Annotated in this window: 6 protein-coding genes; 5 read left to right on the plus strand and 1 reads right to left on the minus strand. The window is 35.1% G+C overall.

The window, feature by feature from the left end; genetic code table 11:
* Positions 1–9 precede the first annotated feature (9 nt).
* The 5 genes from N3F66_00770 to N3F66_00790 all read left to right on the plus strand — a co-directional run bounded on the left by N3F66_00770 (position 10) and on the right by N3F66_00790 (position 15,028).
* Entirely contained in the window at positions 10–4,938 is a 4,929-nt protein-coding gene (locus N3F66_00770) for an Ig-like domain-containing protein (GenBank protein ID MCX8122679.1), read from the plus strand.
* A 90-nt stretch (positions 4,939–5,028) separates the two neighbouring features.
* Entirely contained in the window at positions 5,029–10,242 is a 5,214-nt protein-coding gene (locus N3F66_00775) for a carboxypeptidase-like regulatory domain-containing protein (GenBank protein ID MCX8122680.1), read from the plus strand.
* A gap of 238 nt (positions 10,243–10,480) precedes the next feature.
* Positions 10,481–11,107 carry a hypothetical protein gene (locus N3F66_00780; protein MCX8122681.1) on the plus strand — a complete coding sequence of 209 codons (627 nt, stop codon included), beginning with the start codon at positions 10,481–10,483 and terminating at the stop codon, positions 11,105–11,107.
* 45 nt (positions 11,108–11,152) lie between these two features.
* Positions 11,153–12,655, plus strand: a complete 1,503-nt coding sequence (locus N3F66_00785) for a hypothetical protein (GenBank protein MCX8122682.1) — start codon at positions 11,153–11,155, stop codon at positions 12,653–12,655.
* 246 nt (positions 12,656–12,901) lie between these two features.
* Entirely contained in the window at positions 12,902–15,028 is a 2,127-nt protein-coding gene (locus N3F66_00790; protein MCX8122683.1) for a methyl-accepting chemotaxis protein, read from the plus strand.
* Here the strand turns inward: N3F66_00790 and purB are convergent, their stop codons facing one another.
* Positions 15,029–16,324: an adenylosuccinate lyase gene (purB, locus tag N3F66_00795; GenBank protein MCX8122684.1), complete on the minus strand. Its 1,296-nt coding sequence runs from the start codon at positions 16,322–16,324 to the stop codon at positions 15,029–15,031. It abuts the gene before it with no gap.
* Positions 16,325–16,430 lie beyond the last annotated feature (106 nt).

The following is a 16,430-nucleotide window of genomic DNA, read 5'->3' on the forward strand; positions in this document are numbered from 1 at the left end:
GAGGTTTCAATGAACATAATAACAAAAAATACACACAATAGAACATTCACAAATAATAGATATATAACAATATTTTTCATTATTTTTATTGTATTTATTAATGGTTGTGTTGGAGGAGGTAATTCCGCAGATACCGAACCACCAGTTGTGATAAGTTTTACTCCGCACCGTGGTCAGACAGATGTGCCAATAAACACGCAAATAGTTGTTACATTCAGCAAAAGCGTTATTAATATAAATTCAAATACATTTTATATAGAAAAGTTGAGCGGTGGGAAAATAGCTGCCAGTATAATGTACAATGATAGTACAAGAACTGCCGTATTGCAGTTGTTGGAAAATTTAGATTATAATTCGATATATTATGTTACCCTAACCAGTGAAATAAGAAGCCGTTCGGGGGTGGCTCTGATACCTGAAGCCTGGGCATTTATTACAGGAATTCAGGCTGATACGCAAAAACCAACAATTATTGAAAAAAGCCCTGCTTATGAATATTACGTTAATTTAAGTACACCAATATATATTGTATTTAGTGAACCTGTCATCAATGTAAATTCAACTACTGTTTTTATTAAGAAAGGGAATGATATACTCCAGGCAAGTGTTGCTTATAATGAAACCACCAGAAAAGCAGAGATAACTCCATCACAACCGCTTGAGGAATGGACACGTTATACTATAGTTTTGACCGATAGTATAACTGATTTGTCAGGAAATTCGCTTGATGCGTATCAATATACCTTCCGTACTGATGACACAACCTATCCCTCTGTAATCAGCAAATACCCTGAGGGTGATGAAATTCCTACTAATTCGCTGATCTCTGTCACATTCAGTGAATCGATTAAAAGTTATACTATAACAAATGTAAATAATTTTAAATTAGAAAAATGGACAGGTGCTACATGGGAAAATGTTGAGAGAATAATTACCTATAACGATAATACTAAAACAGCAATATGTTACTCTCAGAGTGGATTGGAACCCAATACAGAGTATAAAGTAACATTGAAAAAAGATATTCGCGATCAGGCACATAATCCATTAAATCAGGAAACCACTTGGCAATTTACCACTAAAAATGAACCGGATACCACACCTCCTCAGCTATCTTCAAAAGTTCCTAATGATAATCAAACAAATGTTCCAACTGATACAGTTATCACTATAACCTTCAATGAAAATGTTTTAGGGGTTGATTCTACATCGTTTGTGGTGAAGCGTGCTGATACTAATGAAGCAGTTCAGGGTACAGTTATATATAATCATAACATGTATCAGGCAACCTTTACGCCTGTATTTACTCTTGCAGAGGGTGTTTGGTATAAAGTTGAATTGTCATCAAATATTCATGATACAGCAAATAATATGCTTGTGCCAGTGAGCTGGCAATTTAAAACTCAGGACACCACTAAGCCTGATATAACATATCGGTATCCATCAAACGGAATGGGAAATGTGGGAAATAATGTTAATATAGTTGTGACTTTTAGTGAAAGGGTTAATAATGTTTCTGTACAATCGTTTAAGATCCGCAATGAAACAACAGGACAATATATTGCAGGAAATGTGACCTATAATGATGCAACAAAAACTGCCACATTTGATCCTGATGATCCATTGCCGTTTGAAACAACATTTACTGTTGTCCTCACAAACGATATAAAAGATGCAAGTGATAATAGTTTGAATTATACAGAATGGTCATTTCAAACCGGTATTGAACCCGATACAACACCACCTTCAATTGTATCACGTTATCCATCTTCTGGACAAACAAATATACCCATATCATCCACTATTCAAATACAATTCAGCGAACCTGTATCAGGAGTAGGTCCACAAACAATACAGTTAAAAAAAGGCGATCAAAATGGCATACCTATTCCTGTAATGGTAAACTATGACTCGATATCCCAGCGAGTAAACATAACTCCACTCGGTAACCTGGAATATGAATCCCAATATACTGTTGTAGTAATAGGTGGCGATAGCTCCGACATAAAGGACGTGGCTGGCAACAGATTTGCTTCAACTGTAAACTGGTCGTTTGCAACAACTGCTGATACTACATCACCGTATGTAACTTTTAAATCACCGGAACAGGGGACTCCCGATATTCCTGGGAATGCTGTTGAAGTTCGAGTGCTTTTCAGCGAACAGGTAATGAATGTAAATACAAATACATTTAAATTACGAAGGGTTTCCGATAATACCGAGATATCCTGTAATGTAACGTATAGTTACAATCCTCAGAATAATATTGCACAAGCTGTTTTGACACCTCTTGCCAATATTACAGTGACTGGTACATATAGAGCAGAATTATCAAGCGCAATAACCGACATGTCTGTTGCACAAAATCCTTTACAGGCAGTACAATGGACATTTGAAATTACCGCAATTGATGAAACTGCACCAACGGTAGTGCTTAAATCTCCTGCTGCTGGGAATACCAACTGGAATAATAAAAAGGTTACCGTTATCTTTAGTGAAGATGTCAAAGGTGTAAGTGGTAGTTCATTTTTTATAAAAGATCAGTATAATACTACAATCCCTGCTACCGTCACTTATTATCCAGGTTTGCTTACTGCAGAATTAGAGGTTCTACAGGATCTTGAATATGAAAAAACCTTTACTGCATATTTAACCAATGCTATTAAGGATAAAGCAAATAATACACTATCACCAATATCATGGTCTTTTAGCACTCCACAGGATAGCATACCACCTTTTGTGTCAACTGTATATCCTCCAGATGGTACAACCGGATATCCGGTTAATGGTAGCATTTGGGCAAAATTTTCTGAACCAATTCAAGGATATAGCAGTTCATCATTTTATCTAGATCCCCCTGTAAGTGCCACAATAGTGTATGATGAGCAAACAAAAACCCTGACTTTGATTCCTCAGTCCAACATGCAGGGTCAAACACAGTATACAGTACGTATTACCACAGCTATAAAAGACAGAGCTAATATTCCCAATTCGCTGCTTAACGATTATATATGGCGTTTTACCACGCAATATGTACCGGATACCACACCACCTACAATAGTTGCTGGAAGCCGTTTCCCCGCTCCTGGCACAGTTAACGTACCACTGAATTCCAATATCAGATTACAGTTTTCAGAAGCTGTAAAAAATATTGAAAAAATCACTTTGAAAAAAGGTACCATTACTATACCAGTTGAAATTTCGTATAATCCAGCAACTTTTACAGTGACACTTGACCCAATTGATAATTTAGAACAGAATACAGTGTATACTGTTACAGTACCTGGTGGTTCCACTGGTATTGTAATCATGGACTTGGCCGACAACAGGCTTGCATCAACTGATACATGGCAATTTACTACAGAACTTGATACAACCCCACCATCAATTATTTCACGATATCCGGTGCCGGGGGCAGTCAATGTACAATTGAAGCCTGTTATAACAGTTACATTCAGTGAACCGGTTGTAAATGTTACCACTTCTACCTTTACATTAAGCGGAAGCGGCGTTGGGACATTTTATGTTGTTTATGATGATGCTACACGGACAGCTACGCTTACCCCAGGAACTGAATTAAGCAACAACACTACATATACAGTAACTTTAACCAACGGAATACGCGACAGGTACAATAATTCATTATCAACAACTACATGGACATTTACCACATATAGCTTGCCTCAAATTACCAATATTGAAGTATCAAATAATGGTGGCTCAAGCTATTCAGCAATTACAGATGCTGCAACAAATGTTAATTCATTATTAACTCATGTTCGTATAACCTTTAACCGTTCAATGAATACCGAAAAACAATGGTTACAGATTTATGAAGGGGCTTCGGGCTCTACAACTCCAGCACCGTTAACACCTTTTAATTACTTCTGGGATTCAAACAATACCAGAATAACGTATATATTAAAAGGTCGATGCAAAGGAGGAACACAATATCAGTTTAAACTGTTTGGTTGGGGTGGTAGTTTTGAAGATACTGATGGGAACAGAGTGAGCAGAACAGCCTATGTTGGTGATGGTATTTTAAATTTTACCACTGCCGCTGATAGTATTGCACCACTTGTTATTGCTACAATACCTTATAATAGCGCTACAAATGTAGGAAGAGATATTGGTTTTATTATCATACAATTTAACGAAATGATGAATCAATCCAGGGATTCACGCATAACACTATCCCCAGCAATAACTGCTACACGTCAGGGATGGATTGAAGGTGGCAGGACAGTTATATTTACAATTGGGCAACTTGCAGCCAACACTACATATTCAGTAACACTTAATTCAGGAACAAACAGTTTTCAGGATCTGGCAGGGAATAATGCTGCAGCTTCTGGACAGGTTATCTGTACTTTTACAACCGGGACTACCACTGGTTCATCCACACAACTTTCAGAAAGCTTTGAAAATTATTCCCAACCATATTTTTCTAACTTTAAAAATATAAGTACCGATAACACCGATTGGATTAGAATTACGACCGAACGCTCAGGTAATGGTTCTACTCTGTCACCTCCGCAGGGCAGTTACTTTGCCAAAGCAGCAAGCTTTGAATATGATCCTGGCACATATTCAGATATAGTGAACATAAATTCAATTAATATGTCTACGCTGGGAAGTTATATATTAACATTCCAGATGTATCATGAAAGGATTTACAATGCCCCAGACAGAATAGAAGTGTTATTAAGTACTGATGGAATTAACTTTAATCCCATAGATACTGGAGCAATGGGTCAGGTATACCGCTATGACTGGTCATTAGGCAACGATAATCCAGTGTGGCAAACACACTATGTTGATCTTTCTGCCTTTTCAGGTCCGGGGTATAATTCCGTATGGATAAAATTACGAGCTTACTCAGCAGGTGAAATGGGACAAAATATCATTGTAGATGATGTTAGATTGCTGAAATATTAGTGTTTTATGAACTGGTTAACAACGCATGTTTTGTTACATGAAACATATTATTAATACAACTGCTAACCCAAAAAGGGGTGGAGTAATAGTATGAGACGATTGATTTGGTTAATTTTATTACTGGCTATTTCAAATATTGTATGCAGCGGTGATGTTTTTCACAATTATAAAAAAGAACGCGATACAATGAGTATTCCCTATACGCCAGATACTACTCCTCCCCACATTGTAGAGGTAAAGGCATTAACAAGTAATACCATAAAAGTTATTTTTGATGAACAAATTGATCCAGCAACAGCACTAAACTATGCTAATTATTATATTCAAGGCATCAATAGAGTAAATGTATTGTCTAACCCTGCACCAAGCATGGATGGCAGCAATGCTGTAATTCTCAACGTTTCAACTGGCCTTGAGTATGGAATGCACCACGGTAAACAATACACACTATTAGCTCAAAATATTAAAGATATTTCTGGGAATATATTACTGAATGGCATTTCCCAATTTACTGGTAAGGGTCAAATTGTTGCATCTATATGGTTTTATGATAAAAATAATGATTTGCGCCAGTTTAGCGATGATCTAGATTATATATATTTTAATTCTAAAAATATTGAATTTATAATTAAAGTAAATGATGATACAAATGGTTACTATTCTTATTCGATAGATGATTTACCTTACAGCAGCGAAATCCCGTGTACTGATAAATTAATTTTATCTAATCTTTCTGATGGTGTGCATACTCTACAAGTAATAGGAAAGGATAGTCAGGGGAAACTGCAAGATTTAAACCAGCCATCTTCAGTTTCATTTATTGTTGATACTACACCACCTGTTGCAACATTATCAAAGTTACCTGAAAGCGTAACAAATAACACTGAAATCGCGGTAGTAGTTGGCGGATTGGATGTAGTGATGTATCGATTTAGGCTCAATAACGAACCGTGGAGCAACGTTATATCCGTAAACACACCTATTATCAGAAAAAAATTACTTGGCGGTAACTATCGCCTTGAAGTAAAAGGAATTGATAGCGCAGGTAATGAGCAAAATATTGCCACAGCATATCAATGGAGAGTAACATCAGGCAATAGCATCTACTTTGTCAGTAAACCAGAACGTTATACTCGTTTACGAAATGTTGATGTAACACTTGGTGGTGAAAATATATATTTTTATAAGTATAGCATCAACAATAATATATGGAGCGGGTATATTTCTATAGATCAGCCAATAGTTTTACGAAACTTGCAGGATGGTGATTACACAATACGTGTGATAGGAGCTGTCATCCCAGGCGATACTCCATCCGAAACCGATGAAATTGAATACACTTGGACTGTTGATACTAAACCTCCAGTATGTACACTCAGCAACTTACCAGCAAATTTTACCAATAAGCAACGAGTTACGATGGTTGTTTCATCTACCGATGGTGAAGTGGTGGCCTATAAATATAAACTTTTCAGAAACGGATATCTTCATGAAGAAAGTGGTGTATGTAGTGTAACACAACCATTGGAGTTGAGCAATCTGTCTGAAGCATCATATACTCTTAAAGTTATGGGAATAGACAAAGCGGGCAATATACAAAGCGAATCAAGTGCAACCGAATATACCTGGACAATAGATTTAACACCACCACAAGTAAGTCTTTATAATTTGCCGGCAAGAGATTCCAAAATAAATTCTATTGATATAGCAGTTGGACCACCTGATGTGGTTTCATATAAATATTGTCTAAATACAGTAACCTGGTCACAGGAAATAAATAGATCTATTAACATAACCAGAGCAAACCTGTCAGATGGCATCTATACACTATCGGTAATAGGTAAAGATCTTGCAGGGAACTGGCAGAGTTTTCAAACTCCAACTCAGCATATTTGGGAAATTGATACAACCCCACCTACTGCTGTGTTACTTAATAAACCTCCTGAAGTAACAAATTTACAGAGTGCCGATTTTGTAATAGGCGGAGTAGGAGTAGTTAAATACAGATATAAATATAACGGTGGAGAATGGAGTCAGGAATATGACCGGATTCAATATCCAAATATTGTACTCGATAATCTATATGAAGGTTCCCATACCATCCAGGTAATAGGATGTGATAAAGCTGGAAACTGGCAAATCATTCCAACACAGTATACATGGTCAATCAATGTTTCATTACCAACTGCTATTTTAAGTGGTACCCCATCATACTATTCTAACGTAAATAATATAAATATTACTGTTGGTGGTGCAGGGATTATAGCATATAGATATAAAATTGATAATCAATCATGGAGCGCAGAAATTGATGTTTCAAATCCTATAGTAATATCTAATTTATCCGAAGGGTACCATATCATCAAAGTAATAGGGAAAAACAGTTTGAATCAATGGCAATCTGTTGAAGCAGCTACTACTTTTGAATGGATAATTGATACAGTTCCTCCAGTTGCGCAGCTTACAAATACACCACAAAGCCCAACAAACAACCAGTCCATAGCAATTAAAGTATATGGAGTGGGAGTGTATGCATATAAATATTCTCTGGATGATCCTGATCCGCGCGGCAGTCAGGAATTTTTAATTGATACTGATGATACAATTAATATTGATAATATACTAGGTGGTCAACACACATTGTATGTTATAGCCCGAGATGAAGCTGGAAACTGGCAGGATTATAATCACCCTACAACATATATTTGGACAATTGATACCAGTACACCAACAGCTATGTTTGATGCAGCTACATTGCCAAAAAATATAACCAATCAAACAGGTATTAATATTAAAGTAATGGGTAGCAATATTGTTAAATATAAATATAAATTGGATACATTACCATGGAGCGGTGAAATTGATGTTAATGACCCTATTATGCGATTGGGATTAGCGGAAGGAACGCATATAGTCAAAGTTATAGGTAAAAATGAAGCAGGAACCTGGCAATCAGAAAGCAATGCAACTGAATACAGCTGGATAATTGATATAACTCCACCAGCTCCGCCAGAAATACTTTTACAAAACCTTCCAAATAATTTAACCAATGAAACAAGTATTAATATTATTGTCAATGGAACAGGAATAACACATTACAGATATAAACTAAATGAAGAAAACTGGAGTGATCCTATTCTACTGGGTACTAATATTGTACGTTCTGGATTAATTGAAAATACATACAATCTTTATGTGATAGCAAAGGATGAAGCTGGAAATTGGACAAGTGAAAGTAATGCAAAAACATACTCATGGCGTGTTGATTATACCAGTCCAATTGCAGCTATTACAAACAGACCTGATAATCCATCAAACCAAAACTGGGCTGAATTCATAATAGCGGGCACAGGGATTGTGCAATATAAATATAAAATAGATAATGGGTTGTGGAGTGATTGGGTTGATGTCAATCAGCATATAATTTTAAATAATCTACCTGATGGAATACATACAATTTCTGTGTGCGGACGAAAAAGTTCCAATCCACCTTATTTTGAACAGGCAGAACAGGATGCAACAACGTATACATGGGAAGTAGATACCGTTGCACCAACTGCTGTATTAAGCAACCTGCCATCAAATCCAACTACCAATACTTCAATAAGTATTACAGTAGGAGGTTTGCAGGTTGTGGCATATCGATACAGAATTAATAATGGAGCATGGATACCTGTTACATCTGAAATCATCAAAGAATTCCCTATTGTCTTGAGCGGTCTTACCCCGGGTAACTATCAAATTGATGTTGTTGCTCGTGATTTAGCTGGTAACTGGCAAATCATACCAACAAGCTACGTATGGACAATAAATCCTCCTCCTCTTGTGTCACCAGCAACAGTGGATATTGGTGAATACAGTACATCTGCTGCACTAATGTTCAGTTGGGTGCGCCCGTATGGTACAGCAGATGTAAAAATACAAATAGCGTCTGATACCAATTTCAGCAATGTTGTTTTTGAAAGTGTAGTTGGCAACGTAGACAGCTATACATTTGTAGCGCAAAGTACCGAAATAGAACGTTATTATGCGCGTGTGGCTGTCAATGATCAACCTGGTAAGCCTTTAAATGATCCAAGCTGGAAACCATGGGGACAGGCAAGTAATGGAATTGCTATGGTGGGTTCAGTAAGTGGTGTTGTTAAAAATGCAGTAGGATTTGCAGCATTGAGTAATGTAACTATTGAGTTAAGAAAAATGATTGATAATTCATTAATAGATACCACCACAACCGACACCAACGGTGGATTTACTTTTACTGGAGTACCAATAGGCAGCAATAAATATAAACTTGTTGCTTCTCTTACAGGTTATTATACCGCAACAAAAAATAATATTACCATTACATTAGGTGTACAATTAAGCGCAGGAACAATATATCTTGTGCCAACCTCTGCATCAAGCGGTACCATTACCGGTACAGTCATTGATGCCAATGATGCAAGTAAATTAGCGGGAGTAACCGTTGAGGTATATAACTGGCAAAATATTTTAGTAGCATCTACAGTGACTGCATCAGGAGGTACATTTACAACAACAACGTTAAGTCCCGGTGTATATTCTGTATTGTTTAAAAGGACTAACTATTATGATCTTTTAGTAGATAATATCGTAGTCAATGGCAACAGAGATATAGGACGCCAGGCAATTTGTGCATATCTTGTTGAGCCAATGGTACGTGTAATAGTGTTATGGGGACAAAACCCTCAGGATCTTGACCTGCACGTTGTTGGTCCAACATCACAAACAGTTGTCGAAGCCGATACTGCCTATAATAATCCTCAAAACAGATTCCATGTGGGCTATATTGGATATACAAATTATAAATGGCAATATAATTATAATGAACTCACTGGTGCATACGAAAGAGGTGATGATAAAAGCTCAACTACAGTTCCCGATAGAACAGGTACAAAATCAACCACTGCATTAGTACAGGATGTATATCCTGGAAATACCATTACAGGTTCCGGTTATGGTCCTGAGGCAATTAATTTATGGCGCTACGGAGGAGTTCAGTATGCCAGAGGTATTTTCACTTATACTGTCAGGAATTGGTCAGGAACTGATTGGTATGCTGGCGGAAGAGATGTCATAGTAAGGATATATGATTCACAAGGTATGGTACAGCAGATATTAATGCCGCAGGGAGCAACTGACCCTGGAAATACAACCCGAGATTGGAAAGCGGTAAAAATCAATATACAGGGGAATACGCGTTCAAAACGTATTATTTATGTGCCAACGCAAGGAGTATTTTTCAATGCCGGTGTGGATAGAAACAAGGCTGGTTTTGACTGGTAAAATCTGTTATACACTGCAGCATTGAAAATGAAAATCTACTCTTTGCTGCAGTGAAGATTTCAAGCAGCAAAAAACTTTACTTTAAAAGTTGTGTTGATAATGGTGACAGTGAGACTTCTTTACATAATTTAATAGATTTTACAAATAGAGCTGAATGAAATTAATGGGGAAATTTTAGAATTTGTTTAAAAAAATTATATAAAATAAAGAAGTTAAATATAAATTAAGAGTTAAAGAAATGATGCAAAAAAAAGTGCAATTGGTCATTACTGTTTATATCCTATTTATGTTTTCATTAAAGCTGTATGCTCAGCAAAAACAGGCCGATATAAAAAAACAAAAGTTTGAACCAACCAAGCCTGCTATTGAAATACAAAAAACAAATGATACAAAACAATATAGTAATATTATTTTTGCAATGTCTGGTGGATATTTTTCCCCTTTAGGAACCGAGTCTGTGATGTTAAATGGTAGCTGGATGATTAAATCGTTTATTCAGCAAAATAATATTGAAAATACCCTTTTTGGAATAGGTGGCGATTTGCTTTACACAAAACTTCAGGATAAAAAGTATGATGGTTATATAATGTATGTAACATTTATACCAAATGCAACAGCAGTATTTCCATTGTACAAGAATTTAATGGTAATACTAAAAGCCGGACCAGGCTTTACAGTACTACATTCACATTTAAATGACTTAAATGAAAGCTCACTATCAATGACATTAGCAGCTGGTGCAGGATTATTTATAATTATAAGTCAGCAATTTATATGGGGTATTGAAAACATGTATCATTATTACTTTCAGATACATGCTTCATCATCGTTAAGTTATTATTCCTATATTGGATATAGATGGTAATTTTTGGAGTAATGGCATAATAAAATTAATTATCGGAGGAATAAAATGAAAAGAATTGTCACAGTAATGGTATTAATGTTGAATTTTGTTTTTTTTGCATTCAGGTTATCTGCTACTACTACCAGAGATATGGGACTTGGATTATTTGAATACCCCTGGTTTATTGATGGGTTGCAGTCGTATATCTATGAAAACCCTGCATATATCAGCAATTACGGTGACAAGATATATGCTGAGCGAATTGGAATTATAAATGGGGAAAATAAAGGTGGTGTCATTTATAATATAAAAAATAATTTGTTTATTGGAGTAGATTTGGGATCTCCAGTTGATACAAGCCTATGGAATACTAATGCTGTAGATAGCTTATTTAATGTAGATGTTTATTCAGCAAAATGTAAATCACACTACAACCATTCTATTATTACATCACAGTCAATGAAAGCATATCAGGTTGAATTGCTTGATGAAACAATTTTAGATATAAAAGATCCCTATGATGCAAGTGAGCTTGTTGGTACCAACACTACATCGCCTCAATTACGTGAAAAGCTTAATCAGCGAAACTTCAGTGCATTATTTGGCTATAAGTTAAATAAATTTAGTGTTGGTTTTTATGCAGGCTACGCCACTTCATGGAAACATTACCGTGACAGCACTTCGGCAACAAATTCACATGAAGAATATAATCTAATCAATGCTGAGTATTCTGCCAAATTAGGAGTTTCATATATAATAAATAATAAGGTAAGCTTTGATATATCAGGATTCTTTTTCATGTATGCATTAGACAATAATTATATGCAAAGAAAGCCTGGTATTGATTTTGATATGTCATACAAATCGGACGGTGCAATGGATTTTGGATCAAATCTAAGAGTTAATTATGCAATGACTAATAATCAAAAAGTGCATTTTTATGTAAGTTACTGGATGTTAAACAGAAGTACAAAAGGTGAGATGCTTATATCTGATTCAAAACCCATTAATAATGTAAATGCTACTGATACCTTTGAACGTAAAGGTCAGAAAATAAGTGCTGGTGTTTCAGATGAGATAAGTATTGATAAGAATATGATAGTGTTCATTGGATTTTTAACTAATATAGAATTCTTTAAAAATAATTACTACGGAGTGGATGCCATAACTCCCGCAAATAACGTAGATACGTATACGTTAAATTACAAGGCAATAGAAGTACCCGTAATAATTGGCCTTGAAGCTAATGTAAGTGAAAATTGGAAAGGACGCTTAGGGCTTGTGCAAAAGATATACAAACCATTGTCGTATGATGGTACCAATATAATTAATCAAGGTGCAAATAAGATTCCTACCACCATTGATGAAATATCATCTTCATCTTCTACATTATATACAGGGCTATCCTATAAATTAAATAATTTTACTTTTGATTGGCTGATGAATGTTGAATTATTTACGGTTGGTCCATACATTATTTCAGGTAAGTCCTGGACGGCTAATAATGAAAATCCTTTGGCTTTTGCATTTGCAATTACTTATAATTTTGAAACCAAAAGTAGTGAATAATCTAACTGTTATTTTAAAAAAGAAGACCCCTGAATTATCCAGGGGTTTTCTTTTTAACAGTTTGTCAACGTGTCACTATTACATAAAAGTAACAAATATTATTTCATACTATTGTAATATATTTATCGTCTATTGAAAACATAGTAAATATTTCAGCATTAATTAAATTTTTATAAATAAATATCTTGCAATTATGTTAATTTATATTATTTATATATTCAGATATAAGGTGATATGGGGGTTGTGATGGAAGCAAAAAATATAATAAGGCAATTCCAGAAATATGGTACAGGTGTTATTTTATTCAATGCGATTATATTTATCATTATATTACAGCTTTCATTCCCACTATTTCAGGATACAAGATTATTAATTACATTTTTAATCTTATGGGTTATTTCGTTTACCTCATTATTTATTTATTATATGTGGATGGTTAAAAGTATAATTAAAATTATTGAATCGGATGATGAGCAAAAAGAATACAAAATTTTTAATAAATTTAAAGTAAGTGCTAAGCAAACGATGCTTTTGAACATTGGTTATTTGGTTTTAGTTTATATTCCGCTATTCTTTTTTATGTATTTCCTGTATGGATACAATAATGTATATTATCACTTTTATGTTTTTTTTATTTTAGCATTTGTATTCTTGTTTTTGGGATTTAATTCGATGTTAGTTTGGTATACTCGTACATATCCCCTTGGAAGATTTGGTATACCAATTGCTGTGCAACGATTGCGAAGCAAGATAGTTAGTATAGTATTGCCTATAACATTACTAACATCTGTGTTTATGTTGGTGCTATTTTATAAAATTGATAAATCCAATGTTGAATCATTAACTGCTTCTAGGATATTTGATGTTTTACAACAAATACAGATTGATTCAAAAGACTCATTTATTAAATCAATACCATCTATAGTTAATGAATATAATGGTGTAGTATTGGTTTGTGAGGATGAACAAATTGTTCAATGTAACAAGGAAGAATTTATTTCACAAAACATCCATAAAATTATAAATAAAGGCAAACAACCACAATTTCTATATAACAAGACAATCAATTTTTTAAAAAATATAAAGAATAAAAACTTTTCAAGTACTGAAGGTGTATTTGAAGGTGAACAGGCGGTTTTATTTACTTATTCAGTACCTGATAGCAATAAAATAATACTTGTTGCATTCATAGAAAAAATATTATATTCTTCGGTATATAAGAGCATCTTTTATATCACATTAGGAATGATTATTATTAATTTAGCAATCAGATATATAATTAACCGTCGTTTGATGAATTTGTCTTTAGCATTGGATATTGCTATGCCTTCATTACAGAAAGCTACTCGTGGTGATCTAACCGGCGAAATTAAACTTATAAAATCCCGCGACATAATGGAAGATTTTATTCGCAGTTTTATTGGCTTCAGGGAGCAGATAATTGATTTTATACGCAAATCAAATGAACTCAGCGAAAAGGTATTGCTGTCATCTGAAGCTCTGGCATTTTCAGGAAAATCAATAAAGGAAGAAGCTGCTCAACAGGCTCAAAATATTGAAGAGGTGACCTCAATAATTGCAGAAGTATCAGGTGCTTTTTACACAATAGCTTCTGATGCCAACAAACAAAGTGAAATCTTAAAAAACCTTGAAGATATTATAAATAATCTCAATGAGGCAATGAATAGGCTCAATAACGATGCTAAACAGGTTATAGTTGCAATTCAAGGGGTACAAAAAAGTGCTCGTGATAGTGAAACGCTGGTAACAAGTACTGCAGAATCTTCAAAACAAATTGCAACATTTTTTGAAAACATCATGAATGTTATTGGCCTAATATCAGATATTGCCGAACAGGTTAACCTGCTATCGCTTAACGCATCCATAGAAGCTGCACGCGCTGGTGAGCATGGAAGGGGGTTTGCCGTTGTTGCAGAAGAAATATCGCGGCTTGCAGACAGAACTGCACAAAATCTAAAGGAGATCACTAAGATCGTAAATGAAGGTAACACCGCGATGAACAGTAATATGAATATGATGAGCACAATGCGTCATGTACTGCTTTCTATTATTCAGGATATTGAACGCAGTGTAAATTTAATCACTGGTTTCATTGAAACAATCAATCAGCGGGTAATGGATTTTGCAAGGATCCATGAAGGCATTGCCAGTGCAAGTGAGTTTTCAAAGGGGCTATCGCTATCAATGGCCGAATTAAGTGATAATACCAAAAAGATAGTACAGTCTATTGAAAGTGTGAATGCAGTTGCAGGCCAGTTTGTTTCACTGTCTGAAAATTTAACTACTACTTCTTCAGAACTTGAAGCTATGGCAGCAGAACTTAAAAAGGTAATAGAACGATTCAAGATATAATTATTCTAAACCAGCTTTCTTAAAAACATAGTCAATATTATGCAGGAAATTATCAAGTGTAAATATTTCTTCTATTTCTTCGCGTGAAAGTTTTGTTTGTATTCTTGTATCGTTAAGCGATAGCTCTTTTAATGAGCCCCCTTCATTCCAAACTTTCATGGCATTGTCCTGCACTATCTGGTATGCTTCTTCTCGTGTATAGCCTTTTTCTACTAATTTTAGCAGTAACCCTTGTGAATAGAATAACCCGCCTGTTTTTTCAATGGTTTTCATCATGGCTTCAGGATATACATGAAGATTTTCTAGTATAAAAATCATTCTTGATAACAGATAATCCAATGCGATTGTACTGTCGGGTAAGATAACGCGCTCAGCAGATGAATGGGAAATATCACGTTCATGCCATAATGTCATATTATCCAATGCAACCATTAGATTGGCCTTTATTACACGTGATAATCCTGATATCCTTTCACACAAAATAGGGTTTCGTTTATGCGGCATTGCGGAAGAACCTTTTTGCCCTTTTTGGAAAGGCTCTTCAACTTCACGTACTTCGGTACGCTGCAGGTGTCGTATCTCTGTAGCTAACTTATCTAATGTGCCTGCGCAAATTGCAATTGCAGACATATAGTGAGCGTGCCTGTCCCTCTGGATTATCTGTGTTGAAATTGGGTCAGGTTTAAGTCCAAGCTTTTGGCACACTATTACCTCAACCTGTGGATCAATATTGCTAAAAGTGCCAACAGCACCTGAAAGTTTTCCATAAGATATTTCGTCGATAGCATCCTGCATTCTTTTACGGTTACGTAAAAACTCATGATAATATAATGCCATCTTTGTGCCAAATGTGGTTGGCTCAGCATGAACGCCATGAGAACGGCCCATGCACGGTGTATGTTTGTATTTCAGTGCTAACTTTTTTAAAACTTCTAAAAGTTGATCAATATCATTGAGTATTATCTGTCCAGCCTGTTTCATCTGAATTGATAATGCAGTATCAACTATGTCGCTTGATGTAAGACCATAATGAATATATCTGCTGGATGGGCCCACATATTCGGCAACACAGGTTAAAAATGCTATCACGTCATGATGCACTTGATTTTCAATCTCTTCAATACGTGCAACATCAAATCGAGCTTTTTCTTTAATTATAGCTAAATCTTCAGGGGGTATAATACCTAACTGCGCATTAGCTTCACAGGCAGCTATTTCAATATCAAGCCATATTCTAAATTTATTTTCTAAGGACCATATATCTGCAATGTGCTTTCGAGAATATCTATCAATCATATAAACCTCATGCACCAATATAGCGTTATAATATTTATTTATGAAAAAGCTAAATCTTGATATAGCTATCAAAATTATCAAGTAAAAAACAATAAATTAATAATAA

Source organism: Spirochaetota bacterium, assembly GCA_026414805.1.
Classification (GTDB): domain Bacteria; phylum Spirochaetota; class UBA4802; order UBA4802; family UB4802; genus UBA4802.

Coding starts and splice junctions, on each gene's coding strand:
- N3F66_00770 (MCX8122679.1), top strand. CDS start 10: ATGAACATAATAACAAAAAATACACACAATAGAACATTCACAAATAAT.
- N3F66_00775 (MCX8122680.1), top strand. CDS start 5,029: ATGAGACGATTGATTTGGTTAATTTTATTACTGGCTATTTCAAATATT.
- N3F66_00780 (MCX8122681.1), top strand. CDS start 10,481: ATGATGCAAAAAAAAGTGCAATTGGTCATTACTGTTTATATCCTATTT.
- N3F66_00785 (MCX8122682.1), top strand. CDS start 11,153: ATGAAAAGAATTGTCACAGTAATGGTATTAATGTTGAATTTTGTTTTT.
- N3F66_00790 (MCX8122683.1), top strand. CDS start 12,902: ATGGAAGCAAAAAATATAATAAGGCAATTCCAGAAATATGGTACAGGT.
- purB (MCX8122684.1), bottom strand. CDS start 16,324: ATGATTGATAGATATTCTCGAAAGCACATTGCAGATATATGGTCCTTA.